This is a genomic window from Caballeronia sp. LZ028 (assembly GCF_031451415.1).
Taxonomy (GTDB): domain Bacteria; phylum Pseudomonadota; class Gammaproteobacteria; order Burkholderiales; family Burkholderiaceae; genus Caballeronia; species Caballeronia zhejiangensis.
In genome coordinates this window covers 602,960-622,401 of record NZ_JARUXN010000002.1, presented here as the reverse complement: position 1 = coordinate 622,401, position 19,442 = coordinate 602,960, and the positions used below count along the sequence as shown (strand labels likewise).

At 66.3% G+C, this 19,442-nt stretch carries 14 protein-coding genes; 5 read left to right on the top strand and 9 right to left on the bottom strand.

Annotated elements, in window-relative coordinates; all coding sequences use genetic code 11:
- Positions 1-48 precede the first annotated feature (48 nt).
- Positions 49-765 carry a haloacid dehalogenase type II gene (locus QCE58_RS16995; RefSeq protein WP_008346414.1) on the top strand — a complete coding sequence of 239 codons (717 nt, stop codon included), beginning with the start codon at positions 49-51 and terminating at the stop codon, positions 763-765.
- Here the strand turns inward: QCE58_RS16995 and QCE58_RS16990 are convergent.
- Positions 762-1,379, bottom strand: a complete 618-nt coding sequence (locus QCE58_RS16990) for an NUDIX hydrolase (protein ID WP_250522460.1) — start codon at positions 1,377-1,379, stop codon at positions 762-764. The genes QCE58_RS16995 and QCE58_RS16990 overlap by 4 nt on opposite strands.
- 372 nt (positions 1,380-1,751) lie before the next feature.
- Here QCE58_RS16990 and QCE58_RS16985 point away from each other — a divergent pair, with 372 nt between their 5' ends.
- Positions 1,752-2,387 (top strand): TetR/AcrR family transcriptional regulator, encoded by a 636-nt coding sequence (locus QCE58_RS16985; RefSeq protein ID WP_008346417.1) that lies wholly within the window; start codon positions 1,752-1,754, stop codon positions 2,385-2,387.
- Positions 2,388-2,584: 197 nt separating this feature from the next.
- Positions 2,585-4,003 (top strand): aspartate ammonia-lyase, encoded by a 1,419-nt coding sequence (gene aspA, locus QCE58_RS16980; protein WP_250482058.1) that lies wholly within the window; start codon positions 2,585-2,587, stop codon positions 4,001-4,003.
- Positions 4,004-4,288: 285 nt separating this feature from the next.
- Here the strand turns inward: aspA and QCE58_RS16975 are convergent, their stop codons facing one another.
- A complete protein-coding gene (locus tag QCE58_RS16975) occupies positions 4,289-5,485 on the bottom strand; it encodes a DUF2235 domain-containing protein (protein ID WP_250522461.1) in 1,197 nt (398 codons plus the stop codon).
- 195 nt (positions 5,486-5,680) lie between these two features.
- Here QCE58_RS16975 and QCE58_RS16970 point away from each other — a divergent pair, with 195 nt between their 5' ends.
- Positions 5,681-6,595, top strand: coding sequence for a LysR family transcriptional regulator (locus QCE58_RS16970; RefSeq protein ID WP_175980210.1), 915 nt, complete (start codon positions 5,681-5,683; stop codon positions 6,593-6,595).
- A 3-nt stretch (positions 6,596-6,598) separates the two neighbouring features.
- On the opposite strand, the gene QCE58_RS16965 is transcribed toward QCE58_RS16970, so the two are convergent.
- Positions 6,599-7,351 carry a hypothetical protein gene (locus tag QCE58_RS16965; protein WP_008346426.1) on the bottom strand — a complete coding sequence of 251 codons (753 nt, stop codon included), beginning with the start codon at positions 7,349-7,351 and terminating at the stop codon, positions 6,599-6,601.
- Positions 7,352-7,504: 153 nt separating this feature from the next.
- Between QCE58_RS16965 and QCE58_RS16960 the strand changes: the two genes are divergently transcribed.
- Complete coding sequence (locus QCE58_RS16960; RefSeq protein ID WP_034470142.1) at positions 7,505-9,280, top strand: hybrid sensor histidine kinase/response regulator; 1,776 nt, start codon at positions 7,505-7,507, stop codon at positions 9,278-9,280.
- Positions 9,281-9,294: 14 nt separating this feature from the next.
- Here the strand turns inward: QCE58_RS16960 and QCE58_RS16955 are convergent, their stop codons facing one another.
- From QCE58_RS16955 to QCE58_RS16930, 6 genes are read right to left on the bottom strand one after another with little or no spacing between them, the layout of a single operon-like run.
- Entirely contained in the window at positions 9,295-10,002 is a 708-nt protein-coding gene (locus QCE58_RS16955; RefSeq protein ID WP_008346429.1) for a response regulator transcription factor, read from the bottom strand.
- A gap of 21 nt (positions 10,003-10,023) precedes the next feature.
- Positions 10,024-11,850 carry a murein transglycosylase A gene (locus tag QCE58_RS16950; protein WP_250522462.1) on the bottom strand — a complete coding sequence of 609 codons (1,827 nt, stop codon included), beginning with the start codon at positions 11,848-11,850 and terminating at the stop codon, positions 10,024-10,026.
- Between the two features lie 49 nt (positions 11,851-11,899).
- The gene (locus QCE58_RS16945) at positions 11,900-13,723 is read right to left on the bottom strand and encodes a serine/threonine-protein kinase (protein ID WP_250522463.1); all 1,824 of its coding nucleotides are present in this window, start codon (positions 13,721-13,723) and stop codon (positions 11,900-11,902) included.
- Positions 13,720-14,490, bottom strand: coding sequence for a type VI secretion system-associated protein TagF (gene tagF / locus QCE58_RS16940; protein WP_250522464.1), 771 nt, complete (start codon positions 14,488-14,490; stop codon positions 13,720-13,722). Before tagF ends, QCE58_RS16945 begins: the two co-directional genes overlap by 4 nt.
- On the bottom strand, positions 14,487-18,116 hold the full coding sequence (gene tssM, locus QCE58_RS16935) for a type VI secretion system membrane subunit TssM (protein WP_250522465.1): 3,630 nt from the start codon (positions 18,114-18,116) through the stop codon (positions 14,487-14,489). Before tssM ends, tagF begins: the two co-directional genes overlap by 4 nt.
- A gap of 1 nt (position 18,117) precedes the next feature.
- Positions 18,118-19,434 (bottom strand): DotU family type VI secretion system protein, encoded by a 1,317-nt coding sequence (locus tag QCE58_RS16930; protein ID WP_008346439.1) that lies wholly within the window; start codon positions 19,432-19,434, stop codon positions 18,118-18,120.
- Between the last annotated feature and the right edge of the window lie 8 nt (positions 19,435-19,442).

The following is a 19,442-nucleotide window of genomic DNA, read 5'->3' as shown; positions in this document are numbered from 1 at the left end:
CGCCAAACTTCGTGATCCAATCATCTTCATCGACCGACAGGAGCGACTGTGAAACTGACTGACTTCGATACGCTGACCTTCGACTGCTACGGCACGCTGATCGACTGGGAAACCGGTATCTTCGAAGCGCTGCGTCCGCTGCTGGATCGCGTTCAGCCCGCGCTGACTCGCGATCAGGTGCTCGAGGCCCATGCGCGTCACGAGTCGTCGCAACAGAAGTACACGCCGGGCAAGCGCTATCAGGAGTTACTGGCTATCGTGTACAAGCGGCTCGCGGAAGAGTGGGGCGTTTCTTTCACTCAGGAAGATTGCATGGTCTATGGCCGCTCGATTCGCGACTGGCCCGCATTCCCCGATTCCGCCGATGCCCTTCGATATCTGAAGCAGCATTACAAGCTCGTGATTCTGTCGAATGTCGACAATGAGAGCTTTGCCCATAGCAATGCAAGGCTACAGGTGGAGTTCGACGCAATCATTACGGCGGAAGATATCGGATCTTATAAGCCTTCGCCGCGCAATTTCGAATACATGCTGGAAAAGCTGGGCGAGCGCGGAATCCGCAAGGAAAAGATCCTGCATACGGCCGAAAGCCTTTTCCACGATCACAAGCCTGCGAATGGTTTTGGCCTTGCATCGTGCTGGATTTATCGCCGTCATTCGCAGCCCGGCTTCGGCGCGACGATGGACCCGGGCGTTCAGCCGAAGATCGACTTCCGCTTCAACAGCATGGCCGATCTGGTCGAAGCCCATCAGAATTCGCTTTAGTCGAAGTCGACTTCGCCGCCGCGTCGCAGCCCGTCCAGACGCCGGATCTGCGCGGGCATGATGCGGCCCAGCGACAGCGGCGGAAGGTCGTCGAGACTGAAGAACTCGACGGCATCGGTTTCCACGCCGATCACATTGCCGGTTCCCACGATCTCGCCGAGAAAGACGAGCTTCCAGATGTGAAAGACCGACGGCGGATGCGGGTGCTTCGCCGTATCCCACGCGGCCAGCAGCCGCACGATGTCGACCGTATAGCCGCTTTCCTCACGCACTTCCTTCGCGGCATTCTCCGCAGGCGACAGGCCGACATCCGCCCAGCCGCCGGGAAGCGACCACAATCCATCGGCTGCTTCGCGCACGAGCAGGATGTGCCCGGACTCGTTGAACACGGCGCATCTGACGTCGAGCTTCGGGTTCGCATAACCCGACTCGAATGCGAAAAGCTCCGCCACTTCGCCCGCTTTCATCGATGCGATCTCGGCAAGCTGTTCATGCGCGATCGTCGCTATTTCTTCGTAGCGTTCCTTGTCGAATGCGCCGTTCGTATAGTGCAGTCCCGTTTGTGCGAGGGCCAACAGGCGTCGCGCTTGTTCGAGTCGTCGATTCGAGGACATGTTCATTCCTGCGTTTCCATGTATGACTGTGCGGTCGTGAGCAGCGGGTGCTCTAAGGTTCGAAAGAGCGGTGAGTTTTGCTTGCGCCTCGTCGCAAAATCGATGCATGCGACGCTTTACCGCAAGCATCTTGCGCCGGACCGTTTTCTGGATTACGGCGCAGGGAGGCGGCCGCCTGCCGCGGCGAGAGTCAAGCTGGACTGACGGTTTCCTATGGTTTCTCATCGATTCGACGATATCGCTAGCGTTTCATTTTTTCGTCGTCAAGGCGGCAAGATTACTTATACTCGGATCTATGCTCTGGCCCATTACGGTCGGCATAATGTCATCTATCAAAATGACAATCGTAATTCGATCCGTAGCCGCAAAGATATGAGCGAACAACGAACAAAACGAGACCCCGAGGGGACGCGGCGGCGCATTCTGGAAGCCGCCACGGAGCAATTCACGAAGTTCGGCCTCGCGGGCGCGAGAGTCGACGCCATCGCCACGGCCGCGGGCACGAACGAGCGCATGCTCTACTACTACTTCGCGAGCAAGGAAGGGCTCTACGTCGCCGTGCTCGAAGCGATGTACATGCAGTTTTCGCAACGCGAGCAAGGCCTCAATCTGTCCGGCCTGCAACCAGCGGAAGCGGTCCGCGAACTGGCTCATTCGATCTGGACGCATCTGCGGGAAAACCCTCAGTGGCTGAGTCTCATCAACAACGAGAATCTGCACGAAGGCCGTTATCTGGAGCGTTCGAGCCATTTGCGCGAGACCATTTCGCCAGTGGTCGATCTGCTGCGCGCGACGCTCGAACGTGGCGCCGCCGCCGGACACTTTCGTCAGGGCGTCGATCCGCTCGATTTTTACGTGACGCTCGTCGGCATGGGCTATTACATCGTGTCGAACCGCTTCACCATCGACATGTTCACCGGCCGCAATTACGCCGAGCCCGAACGTCAGCACGCGATCGCGGAGATGCATCTCGACATGTTGCTCACCTACCTGCGTCCAACCAACTGACCAACGCGGGTCTGGACGTCATGCAAAAGTTGCATAGCCGTATGCGACAGTAGCATTCACGTTTTTTCTGCCTTCCCTAAGATTCCAACCTGACACAAGAAAGCGGCGCATCGACTTCGATGCGCCTGCCATTCCCGAGCGCGCGCGCCGGTTATGACCGATCGTTCGTGCGTCATCCCAAGTCAGGACGGAAATTCATGCTCGCGCCCATCGAACGTATCGAACACGATCTGCTCGGCGATCTCGCCGTGCCCGCCAACGCGTACTACGGCGTGCACACGCTGCGCGCGCTGCAGAACTTTCCGATCACCGGCATCGCCATTTCCGCTTACCCGAATCTCGTCGATGCACTGGCGAGCGTGAAGGAGGCGGCCGCGCTCGCCAACCACGAACTCGGCGTGCTGAGCGAAGTGAAAATGCAGGCCATCGTGCACGCATGCAGGCAAGTGCGCTCGGGCACGGCGCGCGAGCATTTCGTCGTCGATGTGATTCAGGGCGGCGCGGGCACGTCGACGAACATGAACGCGAACGAAGTCATCGCCAATCTCGCGCTCGAACATCTCGGGCATCGACGCGGCGAATACGGCGTGTTGCACCCGAACGAGGACGTGAACCTCGGCCAGAGCACCAACGACGTCTATCCGACCGCACTGAAGATCGCCACGTACGCGGGCATCATGCAACTGATCGAAGCGATGGGCGTGCTGCGCGCATCGTTCGAACGCAAGGCGCTCGAGTTCCGCGACGATCTGAAAATGGGCCGCACGCAGCTTCAGGACGCGGTGCCGATGACGCTCGGCCAGGAGTTCAGCACCTTCGCCGTGATGCTCGGCGAGGACGAAGCGCGCTTGAAGGAAGCGGCGAAACTGATCTGCGAAATCAATCTCGGCGCCACCGCGATCGGCACGGGCATCAACACGCATCCGCGCTACGCGCAGCTCGCGTGCAGGCATTTGAGCGACGTGACCGGCATCGCGCTGACGACATCGCCGAATCTCGTCGAAGCGACGCAGGACGTCGGCGCATTCGTGCAGCTTTCCGGTGTGCTGAAGCGCGTCGCGGTCAAGCTCTCGAAGACCTGCAACGATCTTCGTCTGCTGTCGAGCGGACCGCGCGCGGGACTCGGCGAAATCAACCTGCCGCCGGTGCAGGCCGGGTCGAGCATCATGCCGGGCAAGGTGAATCCGGTGATTCCGGAAGTTGTCAATCAGATCGCGTTCGAAGTCATCGGCAACGATGTGACCGTGAGCTTCGCCGCCGAGGCGGGCCAGCTTCAGCTCAATGCGTTCGAGCCGATCATCGCGCACAGTCTCTTCAAGAGCATCGCGCATTTGCGCGCGGGATGCCTCACGCTCGCGTCGAAATGCGTCGACGGCATCAGCGCGAATCGCGACCGCTTGCGCGCGATCCTCGAAAGCTCGATCGGCATCGTGACGGCGCTCAATCCGTATATCGGCTACACGCATTCGACGGAAGTCGCGAAGGAAGCGCTCGTGTCCGGCAAGAGCGTGGCGCAGATCGTCATCGAAAAAGGGCTGTTGAGCCCGTTGCAACTCGACGAAATCCTGCAGCCCGCGATGCTGACGCAGCCGCGCGGCATCGCGTCGGCGGCTTGAGACGCCGTTTCGCGCCAGCCGGAGTAGACTGTTTTTGCGGTGTGCCTGCCGCGAAAGGAGGTTGCGATGAGATTCGCCGATATGTTCAAGCGCCCGAAACGCGGCGCGACGGCTGCTCCCGGGGACGCGGAGCCTCACCACGAGGAACACGCGAAATCGGTGCAGAAAGAGGCGCGCAAGCTGTGGGACGTCATTGGCCGAAATCGCCATAAGAGCGCGAAGTGGCACTAGCGAAGTGGCGTAGGAAGCGGGCCCGGGAACGAAAGTCCCGGGCCCGCAACTTTTTCAGGTCGTGATCCAGTTGGTGTGCGCCGGGAAGAGCGTGCCGAGCACGGCGGGCGAGTACGTGTTGGGAACCGGCACCGGCTTGCCCGCCACCATCACGAGGCCCAAACGCTGCGCGACCGACACATGCGCGCCAATGTCCTGCGGAAACGCGAACGGGCCGCGCGGCCCGAATGGACGCAGCGAGAAGGGCGGCTCCGTCCACGGCGAATGCGACTTGCCGAGAAAATCCGGCTGCAGGGACCAGGGCGGCGTCTTCAGACGCATGCCGATGGCCGGATCGGCGAGGCGCTTCAGCATCCATTCGCAGGCGATATCCGAAAGCCCCGATTCGGCATTCGGATAACCGCCGCCGACATCCGCGTGAGCGCCCGCGAACAGCACCTGCGTGATGCCCTCGCGTGAATCCCACAGCGTCGGCGTGAAATCGCCGCGCTGCTCGTCGAGACTGATCGCGTGAATGCCGAACTTGACCTTCGGGCTGAGCGCGGTATCGGCGAAGCGGAACAGATCGACCGTCGAATCCTTGCTGTCGAGATAAATCGGAATGCCGAGCGCGCCGACCGTATCCCAGACGCCGATGGCGCGAATTTCATCGACGGGCAGCGTGTCGTCCGGCTGCAGTCTCGCTAACGCGAGCTTCGGATCGAAATTGACGATCTTTTCGAGCAACCCCCGCAGTCCGCCCGCGTTGCGCGCCGGCGGTCTCGCCTCGCGATACTTGCGCCACGCGAGTATGCCCATGCGATACGCGAGCGCCTTGTCGTTCACGTCGTAGCGGCTCGTGTCGAGCACGCCGACGCTCGCGATCATTCCGCCGAGCGCGCGCGCCGTGTACGCGCCGCGGCTGAAGCCCATCAGGATGATGCGGTCGCCCGGCCGGTAGTGACGCGATATGAACGTATAGCCCCGCACGATGCGCGCGATGATGCCATCGCCGAATGCTCCGCCCACGAGTTTCGCGATGACGTTGCGCGAATCGCCGACGCCATGCAGATATTTCGCGACCTGTCCGTCCGGCCCCGCTTCGGCGATTTCCTGTTCGGAGGCGAGCAGCGTGGACGCGGGGTCCGGTTCGCCGGACAGCAGCATGAACGCCTTGAATACGTTCGTGGGATCCGGCGTGCCGTCGTTGTCGTGATCGGTGTCGGGACCGTTCCAGGTTCCATCCGCGCAGAAAATGATGTTCTTGCTCATGATGCACCTTCCTTTCCATCGTGACGCCGCAAGCACTCGCTCAGTATGTCTTAGTGTCTCGGCGATCGATCGGCAAGCCGCACGTCTTCTGCGAACGACGCTTTGGCCGAAAGAGCCTAACCGAGATCGAATGGCGGCTTTACTTTTGCAAAAGGACGGGTTTATAAAGGAGCCATCCTTGAAAAAAACTCAATTATGAAAGTCACGCTCGACGAGCTTCAGACCTTCGCGACGGTCGTCGATACAGGCTCCATCACGGCGGCTGCGGAGCAACTGGATCAGACGGTTTCGGGCGCGAGCCGCACGCTCGGCCGCCTCGAAGAGAAACTGCAGACGACGCTCCTGCGCAGGACCACGCGCCGCCTCGAACTGACGGAAGAGGGCAGGAGCTTCCTGCAGCATGCGCGCGAGATCATCGACGCGGTGGAGAGCGCCGAAGAGCAGGTCGCCGCGCGCCGCGAACGGCCGTCGGGCCTGTTGCGCGTCGATGCCGCGACGCCCTTCATGCTGCATGTCATCGTGCCGCTCGTCGCGGGTTATCGCGAGCGCTATCCGCATGTGGAGCTGGAGCTGAACAGCAACGAAGGCGTGATCGATCTGCTGGAACGCCGCACCGATGTCGCGATCCGCATCGGCAAGCTGAAGGATTCGACGCTGCATAGCCGTCCGATCGGCAGCAGCCGCATTCGCGTGCTGGCGACGCCGCATTATCTGGAAACGCACGGGCATCCGAAGCGCGTCGACGAGCTCGCCAATCACGCGCTGCTCGGCTTCACGCAGCCGGAATCGCTCAACGTCTGGCCGCTCGCGGGGCGCGATGACGAGCCGTATCGCATCAAGCCGAGCATCGCTTCGTCGAGCGGCGAGACGCTGCGGCATCTCGCGCTGGAGAGTGCGGGCATCGTGTGCCTGTCGGACTTCATGACGCTGCGCGACCGGCGCGAAGGGCGGCTCGTGCAGATTCTCGCGCGTCATACGCAGGAAGTGCGGCAGCCGATCAGCGCCGTCTACTATCGCAACACGGCGATCTCCGCGCGCATCGCTTCGTTCGTCGACTATCTCGCGCAAGCCGTGAAGACCACGGAGTTCGCGCTGACCGGCAATCGCTGACACTCAGCCCGCCGACTCGACCGCGAGCAGATTGAGCACGAGCAGAATCGCGGCCTGATTGTCGGCGCTGATCGCGATGCCGAGCGTGCCGCCGATCCATCTGCCGATCTTCGTCGCGGCGAAATCCGCGCTTTGCGCCGACTTCTTGAGCGTCACGCCGAGCCTCACGGCCCGATAGTGGTACGAAGGGATGTGATGCCGCGTCGCGAGCGCGAACAGGCCGCCTTTGTCCTCCGAGCACCATCCGAGCGTGCCCGCGAGAACCAGTTGCTCGTACCGGTCCAGGCCGTCGATGAACGCGCGCGCGAGACGCCGCACGCGCGCTTCGTCGAGGCCGTACTGCATCAGCACCGAGGCGACAGGATCGTCGGGCGCGTGCGCGTGCTCGTCTATCTGCGCGGCGACGCCGTCGAGTTCCATCGACACATCGCGCTGATTGCTCGCGCTGCGCAGACAATCGATCAGAAAGCGCCTGAAATACGTGCATACGGCGTAGCCGCTCGACGGCGCGCTGTGCTCGCTCGCGTGCGATTCGCCGTGGCCCGGTTCGAGCCGCAGCACTTTCGCGTAGATGAACTGCGCGACGAGTTCTTCCTTGTCCTCCTTGAGCGATTGCAGCTCGGGCGGATGATAGCCGCGCAACGCGCCTTTCACGAGGTTGTAGATCGAAACCATTTCGTCCTGCGACAGATGCGTGCGCCGGCGCCAAAGGTCGGTGAGCATCGAGGGCGCACCCGTCTCCTGGACGGGATTCATTGTCAAGGTCTCCACGTTGTCAATCCCCTCAAATCGGTGGCAACGTGATGAGTATGGTTTTCTCCTATTAAACGACCAATATGAAGTTAGTCATATCCGTCGACTAGAACTTTCGGGTAAACCGGGCGGATCAACGCAGCAAGGGGATGACAGATGCAAGGCGATCGTGAGCACGGCGAGACCGACGAGGACGTCGCCAGTGCGCTCTACGCGGCGGACCCCGCATCCTTCATCGCGCATTGCTGCGCGATCGCGCTCTTCTATCCGGCATTGCTGTCACGCCCGCACGCCGGATGGCTCGTCTTCGGCTGCGTGCTCTTCCACGCGGGCGCGAATGGTCTCGCGATCGGTCTTTGGGCCTGGCGGCGTCACGATCCGCTTCGTTTCGGCGCGCGTCGATGGATCGGCCTGCATGCGCTGCGAAACGTGCTGCTTCACGCGGCGCCGGGCATCGCGATCTGTTTCGCGTTCCAGAACGAATCCGCCGGATCGGTCGCCGCGCAGGCCGTTCTGCTCGTCACGCTGGCCGCGCTTGCCTACGGTTCGAACGGATTGAGCGTGCGCAACCTGTCGGGCGCGGTGCTGACGCTGCTTCTGCCCGTCACGATTGCGAGCCTGATGCAGCCCGCCGATGGCCGTTTCGGATTGGGCGTCGTGCTTGCCGTGTTCGTCGTCGCGATCCATCTTTTCGGCTCGCAGTATCGGCGTCTTTTTCGCGGCATCGTGAAGGCGCGCGTCGAGCAGGAGCGGCTCGCGCAAACCATCGCGCTGCAGAAAAGCGTGATCGAGGAAGCGAGCCTTGCGAAGACGCGTTTTTTCGCGGCCGCCAGTCACGATCTGCGCCAGCCGCTTCACGCGATCGGCCTGCTCGCGCAGGCACTCACCGACGGCCGCGCGAGCGCGCAGGAGCGCGATGACTCCGCGCAGCACATCATCGCCAACGTCGACGCGCTGAATCAGCTCTTCAATCAGGTGCTCGACCTCGCGCGCATCGAAAGCGGCGTCACGCAGGTGATTCCGCAGCATTTCCTGATGTCGGAGCTGCTCGCGCGCATCGAGCGGCAGTTCCGGCCCGCCGCCGCCGCGAAGGGGCTGGCGTTGCGCATCGCGCCGACGTCGAGCGTCGCCTTCACCGATCCGGTGCTGCTCGAACGCGTGATCGGCAATCTCGTGTCGAACGCCGTGCGCTACACCGAGCGCGGCTCGATATGGATCGGCGTGCGTCACGGCGGCGATCCGGAGCAAGGTCATATCGAAGTGCGCGATTCGGGCATCGGCATCGCGCCCGACGAACACGCGCTCGTCTTCGAGGACTTCTATCAGGCGCCGCTCGCGCATCACGGCGCGCGCGAGGGACACGGCCTCGGTCTCGCGACGGTGCGCCGTCTGACGCGGCTGCTCGGCGGCGAGCCGACGCTGCGCTCGGAGCCGGGACGCGGCACGACGATCCGCGTGCCCGTGCGCTTCGGCGATGCGAATCTCGTTACGTCGAGTCTGTGCGCGCCGCTGCCGGTCATCGGATGCATCGAAGGACGCCATGTGCTGTGCGTCGACGACGATCCCGCGAATCTCGATGCGCTCAGCGCCTTGCTCACGCGCTGGGGATGCAGCGTGCGCGGCTGTCGCGACGAGCTGGCGGCGGTGCGCGCCATTTCCGAGGGCTTCGTGCCGGACGTGCTGCTGTGCGATTACCAGATCGACCGCCACGAGACCGGCGCGGAAGTGCTTCAGGCCGTGCGCGAGGCGTTGCGGCGGCGCGGCCACGGCGAGCCGGCGAGCGTGGTGATTACGGGCGACATGGCGTCGCCCGGCCTCGCGGCGCTCGTCGCCGCCGGTTTGCCGGTCCTGCACAAGCCCGTTACGCCGACGCGCCTGCGCCGCACGCTCGACATGCTGCTTCAGCCGCGCGGACAGGACGAAGCGGCCTGAGCGCGGCGCGCCGCTCAGAGCGTGCGCCCGCCTTGCAGCCAGCCGTTGATGAGCGCGATCGCCGAAGAACGGTTGTGCACGCCGAGCGCACGAAAAATCACGGAGAGATGAACCTTGACCGTGCCTTCGGCGACCTGCAATTCGCGCGCGATCATCTTGTTCGTGCAGCCGCGATGCACGAGCCGCATGATTTCGCGCTGACGCGGCGACAGGTTTTCCATCAGATGCAGATGATGCGGCGCGAGCGCGGGCGCCGCCGTGTTCGTCATCGGGCGCGGACGTTCGGCGGCGCTCTGGCGCGCGAGCCGCGACGGCGACGGATCGATCAGGCTCAGCGCCTCGATCGGCACATACGCGCCGCCGGACAGCACGAGCTCGATCGCCTTGACCATCACGTTGGCGGGCTCGCGCTTGGGCACGAAGCCGAGCGCGCCCGCGGCGAGCACCGCGCGCATCTCGTCGACGGATTCTTCCGCCGACAGCACCACGAGCGGCAGCGCCGGATTCGCCTTCAGCAGCGCCGAGAGCGACGCCGCGCTTTCCATGCCCGACATGTGCAGATCGACGATCGCGAGATCGTGATTCGCTTCCGGACGCGCGGCGGCGGCGAGCGTCTCCCAGTTGTCGGCTTCGTCGAACTGCGCGTCCGGATCGATGCCGCGCAAAAGCGCCTTGACGGCCTGGCGGATCAGTTCGTGGTCATCGGCGACGAGAAACCTCATGCGCTTCCCCGATAGGTTCCGTCATTGCGTATCGTCGACGCACAGGTCGGGATCGCTGACGACGCAATCCGCGCTCGGCATCGCGGGCCCGCCGCGCACGCGCACGCCGGTCTCCTTCGCGGAGATGCGCAAGCCCTTCGGCAAGAGCACCCACATTTGCGTCGGCTGCTTCATGCGGCTCGCCTGCTGCTGGGCCTGCGGTCCGGTGCCGAAGAAATAATCGGCGCGCACGGCCCCGCGAATCGCGCCGCCCGCGTCCTGCGCCATGAGCAGGCGCGTGATGGATGCGCCCGCCGGCCCGCCTTCGCTCGCGTTGACGAAGACGGGCGCGCCGAGCGGCGTCGTGCGCGGATCGATCGCGGCCGAGCGCCCGGCGGAAAGCGGCACGCCCAATGCGCCGATGGGTCCGGCGGGCGAATCGGGGATCGTGCGGAAAAAGACGTAGCTCGGGTCCGATGCCGCGAAGGCATAGCCGATCGGCGCGCTCTTCGCGAGCGATGGCGTCGCGGTCTTGTCCGTGGCGCGGTCGGATGGCGCGGCCGGCGCGCTCACCCGCGCCGGACGCGCGGCGGGAACGGCGGCGCTCTTCGCGAGCGTGAAGCCGCGCAGCAGCGGCGATTGCGGCGGACCGTCGGCGTCGCCATGCACGGCGGGCGATGCGCCGTCCGCGTCCGCGTCCTGAGCGCCGCGCAGGAGCGAGGACTGAGGCACATCGTCGGAAGCCGCGCCGCCGACATCGTTTTTTGCGTTCTGCGTGCTCACGCTGCCTTCTTCCAGATCGATCTCCACGCCGCGCACCAGAATCTTGCGACCCTTGCTTCCCGCGCTCGCGACGGGCGGATTGAACGCGAAGCCGTTCTGTTCCGCATAGGCGAGACGGATGACGCTCTTGCCGTCGGGCAGCACGATCTTTCCCGCGCCCTGTAATTGCATAGAGTAGAGCATCGCGGGGTCTTCCACATAGGCGAGCACGGGCGCGCGGCTCATGCCGCGCTCGATATCGGCGCGCGCGTAGTAGGGCACGATATCCGCGCCTTCGCGGCGCAGCCGCAGCTTCTTGTCGCGGATGTCCGGCACGCTGTCGCCGACGCGCAGCGTGTACGTCTTGCCGCTCATCGATACGGTCGACAGCGGAACGACGTTGCGTCCTTCGATGCGCGCCGGAACCGGCGTGCCGCGCGCGCCGGGCGGCAGGCGGCGGGCGTCGAGGAACAGCATGTCGGTCGGCACGCCGTAGACCGGATAGACATACGGCGCGCGGCGCTCGCGGCTGCCCTTCAGGATCGGCTCGTAATAGCCGGTCAGGACGCCGCGCGCGCTTCTGTCGACATTGAGGATCTGATAGACCGTGAAGTTGTCCTCGAAGAAGCGGCGCACCGCGGCGGCGTTGCGCGCATCCACGCCGCGCGAGGCCGCGCAGGGCGCCGCCCACGCCGGCTTGCCGCTCAGCACGCCGCAACTGCGCCGGAACGCGTCCCAGGATTCGGCGACGTTGTCGGTCGCCCAGCCGGGCAGGCTCGCGAAGGCGACGGGCGTATAGAGTGCGTTCTTCGTCGCGAAAGGCGTGGCGTTCATGCCGACCGACGCCGACGGACTCGCCGGCGACGGATTCGCGATGCCCGGCTCCGCGCCTGTCGCGCTGACCATGCGCGCGTCGTCGCCTGGCGCGGAGGGCGGCGCGGCCTCATCGGCGCGCACGGCGGGCGAGGGCGGCGCGCCCGCGCATCCGGCGAGCGTGGCCGCGGTCAACGCAAGGGCGGCGAAGGCGGCGAGCGGATGCGCCGTTCCGGATGAAGCGCCCGGCGCGATGCCCGGCTGCGCGGCGACGCCGCTCGTTCGTGATGCCATGGTGCCCTCGTCTCGCGGCCGAAGCGCTTCGCTTTCGATTCGAATTTCTCTATTTAGACGAACGGACGACATCGATTTTGAAGGTCGCCGCGCCATACGCGACGGGACACGACGGCGCGTTGCCGCCGCACGCCGGCACGCCCGCGAACGGCGATGCGCTGAGCGTCCGCTGCGCGGCCGCCGCGTTCTGTGCCTCGGGCGAGAGACTGGCGAAGACGGCGTCGTGCGCGAGACCGAGCGCCGGGAACTCGCGCGGCGCGGCGGAAACGATCGCGACGAAATGATTCGCGCCGACGGGCTCGCCCGCCTGCATCGGCCAGCTCGGACGCGGCAGCACGAGACGCTTCTTCCTGCCGATGCGATTGTCGCTATCGAGCGCGTTCGGAAACAGTTGCAGATATTGATTCGCCGGATCGACGACGAACACATACACATAGCCGTCGCGATTGCTCGTGATCGCGAAGCGCAACAAGTCGCGGTCGACGACGGCGCGCGCGACGGGCACGTCCACCTTGACATCGAACGACGGATCGGCGAGCGAAACGATGCGCGCGAATTCGCCATCGGGCGTGAAAGGCGGCAGCGCGGCGGGCGGCGGAGGCGGCGGCGCTTCGGGCGCGACCTCCGGCGCAGGCGCCGAAGCCGGGACGACCGCCGAAGCAGCGACGCGCTCGGCCGAAGGCGCATGATGCGACGTCAAGCGCGGCACGAACCATCCGAGCGTCGCCGCCGCGCCGAGCAGACACGCGGCGCCGGCCGCCCAGCCGATACGCCTGCGCGCCGCGCTTTTCGCCGTGCGCGGCGCGGGCGCGTCGTCGAGCGAAATGCCGAGCTCGGCGGCGAACTGCCGGTCGGTCTGCGGCCGATGCGCGGGCGCAACCGCGAGCGCATGATCGATCGCCTTCAGGAATCGGTCGGAGTAACGGCCCGCCGCCAGTTTCGCGAGCGGCTGATAACTGTCCTTGACCACGCGCCCGACCGAAGGCGGCGGCGTTCGCCCGGTGATCGCGAAATACACGAGCGCGGCGAGCGCGTAGTGATCGGTCCACGGTCCTTGCCGCATCGACGGCACTTCGGCGTACTGTTCGATCGGCGCGTAGCCCGGCTTGAGAATCACCGTGAGCGCCTGCGTCATGTCGCCGATCACGCGCCGCGCCGCGCCGAAATCGAGCAGCACCGGCCGATGGCTTTCCTCCAGCAGGATGATGTTGTCCGGCGCGATATCGCGATGAAAACAGTCGGACGCGTGCAGCACGGCGAGCGCGTCGATGAGCGGCGTGAGCAGCGCGCGCAGCCAGGCTTCGTCGGGCGGCTTTTTCATCGCCCGGAGCGTTTCCTTGAGCGTCACGCCCTTGTAGTAGGGCATCGCCATGTAGGCGGTGCCGTTGGCCTCCCAGAAGCGGTACACCTTCACGAGCGACTGATGATCGAAGCGCGCGAGCAGCCGCGCCTCGTCGTTGATGAAGCTCTTGAGACCGGCGCGGAACATCGGCTCGTAGCGGCCGGACTTGACCTGAACCTGCGTCACGCCGACGCGCGAGGCGAGCGCCGCCGGCATGTATTCCTTCACCGCGACGTAGCGGTCGAGCGAAGTATCGAAGGCCAGATAGACGATGCCGAAGCCGCCCTCGCCGATGAGCCGCACGATCTCGAACTCGCCGAGCCGCGTGCCGGGCGGCAGGATGCTGTGCGCGGGCGGCGCGTCGGACGTCGATGAAGGCGCGCCCGCGCCCGCCACGTCGGACCGACGCACGCGCGCGCCGCTGACGATCACCGTCTTGTCGTCGCCCGCGTCGCCCGGATTGGTTTCGGTCTTGCCGGCGTTGCCGGTCGTGCCGCCGCCTTCTTCCGGTAGCCTGCCCGTCGCATTCATGATCCGCAGTCCCGCAGCAGGGTGATGAAAAGCGCCGTGTCGGGCAGGCCGTACGCCGGCCAGATCGTGATCGGGCGCGGCGCGCGATCGTCGCGATCGTCGGGCTCGTCGGGCTCGTCGGGCTCGTCGGGAGCGGGCGCCGTCTGCGCGGCGGTCCACAGGCTCATCCGTTGGATCTCGGTTTGCCAGAGCGGCGCGAGCGTGCGCGCGAGTGAATCGGGCAGCGTCGCGGCCGATTGCGCGATCCACGGTTCGTCGAGCATGGCGGCGCGCGTGCCGGCGTTCGCCGGCTGCGGCACCGGCAGCGCGGCGAGCTGTTCGTCGAGCCGCTCGATGCTGTGATCGAAATCGAGCGCGGCGAGCGCGACATTCTCGATCGCCGAAAGCCATTGCCAGAGCGCGGCGACTTCGCCGCCCGTCGATGGCGCCGCCTGCAGCGACGCCGCGATCGTCAACGGAAAATGCCGCCCGACGCGGTCCACCGACGCCATCACCACGCCCGTCCAGCATGCGCCCAGCGTCGGCGCGATGGCGCCGGGCATCGCGAAAAAGCGCCACACCGGGCACGTCAGATAGATCGAGAGCCACGCGTCGCCGAGCGCGAGCTGCGTTTCGCCGACGCGCTCGGCGAGCCATGCGTCCCACGGCGCGACAAACGCGTCCGACAGCCGCCGCGCCGCGAAATCGCCGAGCGACGGCAGCTTGCCGTACCAGCCTGCGATCGCCGCGCCGTCGTCCGCGAGCGTGCCGCCGAGCGCGTCGTTCATAGCCGCTCCGGACAGGAGAACTTGCGCAGATCGGCGAGCCGGAACGGATTCTCCACGCTGTTCGCCGTCACTTCGAAGCGCGTCTTGCGCCCTTCGACATCGAACGTGACGATGAAGCGCTCCGGCTGATCGGTCGGCTGCACGTCGAGCCGGTCGAACATGCGAAACAGCGCCCACGGCCCCTCGAACACCAGATTGCTCGCGCCGCTCGTCGGCGGCGGCGTGAGTTGCAGGCTCACGCGTCCCGAGCCGCGCGTGCCGGGCCACTGAATCGCGGTCGCGATCTGCGGGCCGTGCGCGTAGGTGAGCACTTGCCCGTCGACGTCGAGCGTGAAGGAGAGGATCGACGGGTCCATGTCGAGCGGCTTGAACTGCAGCGCGAGCGCGGGCGACTTGCCGCCGCCGCGGAAGAACACGCCGCGGATCGTCGCGGCGCGCTCGAACTGCGCCAGACCGGCCGGACTGATCTGCGACGCCGACGAATCCGACTTCTTGAACGCCCACGGCTTCGCGGAAACATCGACGTCGGGCGCGAGGTTCTTCTGGAAGAAATCGTCGAACCTGCCGCCCGGCGCGAACAGCGTGCCGAAGTCTTCAGGCAGCACGTCGCGCGCGGAATTCGGGTTGAACGGATAACGCCCGCCGACCGCGCGAACGCAGAACGCCGCGATCGACTCCTTCAGGTCCGCCGACAGATTCACGCGCCGCGCCTCCTGCGACTGCGCCGCGCCCTGGTTGCCGAGATCGAGCAGCGCGGTGCGGATCGGCTCGGGCATGCGCGCGGCCTGCGTGCGCAGCTTCGCCGGCGCGTCCGATGGCGGCGGCGCGGTCTTCTGCTGCAGGGCTTCGTCGGTGGCGCTGAGATACGTGTAGACATCGTTGATGACGGCGAGCGTCTGCGCGATCGGCGCGGGCTGCCCCGCGCCCGGGCTCGTCACGAGCGCGCGCAGGCCGGTGAACCGGTCATCGACGATGCTTTCCAGTTGAGCGCCCGGCGCGACCGGCGCGATCTGCGTCGGATCGGCCCCGCGAATCACCTTCAGCAGCTTTTCGCGCGCCGCGCCGAGCTTGTCGCCCGCGCGATCGACGACGGTCGTTTCGCTTTCGGGCTTCGCGCCGAGCGTCGTTTCGCGCGACGCCGCCTTCGCGAGCGCGGCGAGCGGCGAATCGGGCGCGGAGAGAATGCGCGCGATCTGCGTCGATTGCGACAGCGTGTCGGCGCGCACGATGCGGACATCGTTCAGGAACTCGGTCCAGATCCGCGCGTAATCCTGAAGATAGAGCAGCCGCACGTCCTCGGTGATGCGCTGCATCGCCGCCGGATCGCCGCGCGGCAGGCCGCCCTGATCGCGGATGCCGAGCACCCACGGCTCTTCGGCGGCGAGCTGGGCGGCGGTTTCATCGACGGCTTTCAGGAACGCCTTGTGATAGCCGTCGAACGAATAAAGCCCCGCCACGCCGCGCGTGAGCGGCGCGCCGCTCGAACGCGTGAACACGAGCGACGCGTTCGGCCCGCCCGCGTGCGCGATCGTGAACTCCGGATAATCCGCGCCGACGCCTTGCTGCTTCACGCGCCCGTACACGCGCTGCGCGAGCGTGTTGGCGGCGAGCATGGCGCGCAGATGCGCGACGAGACGCTCGTCGAACGGCAGATTCGGATGCACGAGGCCGCGCGCCAGCAACGCATCGAGATGCCCGGCGAGCGCCGCGCGCTCCTCGTTGCCGACCTCGCGCGGCAGCGAGCGGTCCCAGTCGGTGAGAATCCACGCCTTGAGCGCATCGGCATCCTGATGATCGGGCTGATTCAGCATCAGATACGCCTTGAGCGCTTCGTACGCGTAGCCGGGATTCGCGGGCGTCGCGCCGCGCGCCTGTTCCTCGATGCGCGCCGCGAGCTTCGGCAGGAACAGATCGGTCAGAAGGCGCTCGTACGCGAGCGTCGCGGCGGCGTCGAGTTTCGCGCCTTGCCAGAGGCCCCATTGCATCGCGATCGGCGGATGCGCGGCATCGACCTGAGGCGTCGATGCGAGGCCGCGCACCGCCGACAGCAACGGCAGCAGCGCGACGAGATTCGTGCCCGCCGCCGATGTCCCCGCCACGGCTTCCTTCGCCGCGCGCGCGGTGTGATCGACGTTCGCGACATAGCTGCGATTGCGCACATAGCTCGTGCCCCAGAGCGCGAGCACGCCAGCCGTTACGGCCGCGATGACCGCATACGCGCCGAGCCGCCACAGATGCCGCTTGCGCGCCCATTGCAGATTCGATCCGGCGAGTCCCTGTTCGGCGAACACGACCTGCGTCAGAAGCCGCTCCAGAAAGAAGCTGCGCCCGCTCGACGGACGCGGCGGCTGCACGCCCCGCTCGATGCCGAACGCGCGCGCGAGCGAGCCGAGCACGCGATCGATCGGCGTGCCTTCCTGCGTGCCGCTGGTGAAATAGACGCCGCGCAAAAGCGGTGCATCGTCGTGTTTCGACTGGACGAAGGTCGCGCGCAGCGCATCGGCGACGAGCGGCTTCAACGCGGCGAACTGCTGCGGAAAACTCATGATCGCGGCGCGTTGCGCGAGTCCGCTTTCCGCGTTCAGGCGCTCCGGCAGACGCGCGACGAGCCGGGCTTCGAGCGCGTCCAGCTCGGCATCGATCCGTTCGCCGAATGCGGCCTGCGTGAGCGTGCGTTTCGGCTCGTAGGCAAACGTGAAGCCGAACACCTGCGCGCGCTCTTCCTTCGACATATCCGCGAAAAACTCCGTGAAGCCCGCGAGCAGATCCGTCTTGGTGACGAGCACGTAGACCGGAAAGCGCGTGCCGAACGCCTGCATCAGTTCGCGCATGCGCGCGCGCAAGGTCGATGCGGTTTCGTCGGTGCTCGCGGGCGTCGCGGCGAGCAGATCGGGGACGGCGAGCGTCAGCAGCACGCCGTTGATCGGCTGGCGCGGACGCGTCTTTTTCAGGAGCGCGAGGAAGCCTTGCCACGCGGTCTGGTCGGCGTCGCGGTCGCTTTCGTGGGTCGTGTAGCGCCCGGCCGTGTCGATGAGCACGGCGTCGTCGGTGAACCACCAGTCGCAATTGCGCGTGCCGCCGACGCCGCGAATCTTGTCGGTGCCGAAGCGCTCGGCGAGCGGAAAGCGCAGCCCCGAATGCACCAGCGCCGTGGTTTTGCCCGCGCCCGGCGCGCCGATGAACATGTACCACGGCAATTGATACAGATATTGCCGGCCGGAGAGCGTGACCCAGTCGCGCCAGCCGGGTTTTCTGCCGGACGCGGTAATGCGCGCCTCGCGCAGCACGGCGAGCGCTTCGTCGAAACGCTTGCCGAGCGTCGCGACTTCCGCTTCGCCGGCGCTCGGTGCGGCAGCCTCGCGGCGCGGACTTTCGCTCTGCGCGGCGAGTCCCGCCGACAGCGCCGCCTGCGTGCGCCGCGCGCGCCACGCGGCCCAGAGCCGCCGCAGCACGAAGAGCAGCACGACGCAGCCGATCGCGATGTAACGCGACATCGCCGATTCGAGCGGATAGCTGTGCGCGAACGACAGGAGCGGCCCGGCGATCCAGATCGCAGCCGCAACGAGCAGCAGCCCGACGATCAGCAGCAGCACCGGATGAAACAGGCTCGAGAGGATTTTTTTCATGTCAGGACCCGGGCTTCGCGAACAGCGTCACTTCGACGCGCCGGTTGCGCGCGCGGCCGGCGGGCGAATCGTTCGGCGCGACGGGATCGGCGTCGCCCTTGCCTTCCGCTTTGAGACGCGAAGGCGCGATTGTCGCCGCGAGCAGGTCGCGCACGTTCGCCGCGCGTTCCTGCGACAGCTCCCAGTTCGAAGGAAAGCGCGCCGAGCGGATCGGCCGGTCGTCGGTGTGGCCCGTCACGAGCACGTTGCCGGGCACCGCCTTCAGCGCCGCCGCGATCCGTTCGATGAGCGGCCGCGTCTGCCCCGACACTTCGGCGCTGCCGGGTTTGAAGACGTTGTCGCCGTGCAGCGTGACGACTGAACGGTCGACGCGGTCATCGACGGCGACGAGGCCATCGCGGATTTCCTGCGCGAGGAATTCCGCGAGACGGGGTTTCGCCGCCTGCGTCACGACGAGAGGACGCTGCGCGCCCGCGCGGATCGAGGCGAGCGTGCCGAACGCGGGATCGGAGAGGCGTCCGAGCTGGAAGCTCATCGCGAGCCACGCCAGCGCGAGCACGAGCAGCGCGAACGCGCCGACGACCCAAACCGGCAGCACGTCGGTCGTGCGCCGCCGCGCCGTCGGCACGCCTTGCCAGTGCGGCGACAGCGCGCGCTCCGGTTCGCCGCGCTCCTTGCGGATCAGTTGATACAGCCGCGCGCGGATCGCGTCGAGCGTCTGCCGGCCTTGCGCCGCCACGCGGTAACGTCCCTCGAAGCCGAGCGCGAGCACCATGCTCGCCAGTTCCAGCAGATGCAGATGTTGCGCGGGCTTCTGCGCGAGCCGCGCGAGCAGTTGAAAGACCTTCTCGCCGCCCCACGCCTCGTTGTGAAACGTCACGAGCAGGCTTTGCCGCGCCCAGACGCCCGCGCCCCACGGCGTGCCCGACGCGGCTTCGTCGAGCATCGTGCAGACGATGTAGCGCGCCGCCGTCACCTGTTCCGCCGGGATGCCGTTGGTGCGCGCCTCGTCCTCGAAGCGGCGCACGCCCGCGGCGAGCGCGTCGCGCAGCGCGGCGGGATCGGCGCACGCGCTCATCGTGCGGATGCGCGCGGCGAGCTGCAACAGCGGCGCGCACGCGGCGACCAGCGGATTCACCGCGCCGCCCGTCGCGAAGGCGGCGTCGAACGCGCGCTGCCCGGAGGCCGCCGCGCCGCTCGCCGAGAACGGTCCCTGCGTGCTTCCGCCGCCCGCGCGGCGCCGCCGCGCGCCGGGGTTGGGCTTGATCATCGTCTGATCGGATTCGAATCCGGCGAAGGGATCGTCGTCGTTCGTCATGTTCGTCG

Coding starts and splice junctions, on each gene's coding strand:
- QCE58_RS16990 (WP_250522460.1), bottom strand. CDS start 1,379: ATGTCCTCGAATCGACGACTCGAACAAGCGCGACGCCTGTTGGCCCTC.
- QCE58_RS16985 (WP_008346417.1), top strand. CDS start 1,752: ATGAGCGAACAACGAACAAAACGAGACCCCGAGGGGACGCGGCGGCGC.
- aspA (WP_250482058.1), top strand. CDS start 2,585: ATGCTCGCGCCCATCGAACGTATCGAACACGATCTGCTCGGCGATCTC.
- QCE58_RS16975 (WP_250522461.1), bottom strand. CDS start 5,485: ATGAGCAAGAACATCATTTTCTGCGCGGATGGAACCTGGAACGGTCCC.
- QCE58_RS16970 (WP_175980210.1), top strand. CDS start 5,681: ATGAAAGTCACGCTCGACGAGCTTCAGACCTTCGCGACGGTCGTCGAT.
- QCE58_RS16965 (WP_008346426.1), bottom strand. CDS start 7,351: ATGAATCCCGTCCAGGAGACGGGTGCGCCCTCGATGCTCACCGACCTT.
- QCE58_RS16960 (WP_034470142.1), top strand. CDS start 7,505: ATGCAAGGCGATCGTGAGCACGGCGAGACCGACGAGGACGTCGCCAGT.
- QCE58_RS16955 (WP_008346429.1), bottom strand. CDS start 10,002: ATGAGGTTTCTCGTCGCCGATGACCACGAACTGATCCGCCAGGCCGTC.
- QCE58_RS16950 (WP_250522462.1), bottom strand. CDS start 11,850: ATGGCATCACGAACGAGCGGCGTCGCCGCGCAGCCGGGCATCGCGCCG.
- QCE58_RS16945 (WP_250522463.1), bottom strand. CDS start 13,723: ATGAATGCGACGGGCAGGCTACCGGAAGAAGGCGGCGGCACGACCGGC.
- tagF (WP_250522464.1), bottom strand. CDS start 14,490: ATGAACGACGCGCTCGGCGGCACGCTCGCGGACGACGGCGCGGCGATC.
- tssM (WP_250522465.1), bottom strand. CDS start 18,116: ATGAAAAAAATCCTCTCGAGCCTGTTTCATCCGGTGCTGCTGCTGATC.
- QCE58_RS16930 (WP_008346439.1), bottom strand. CDS start 19,434: ATGACGAACGACGACGATCCCTTCGCCGGATTCGAATCCGATCAGACG.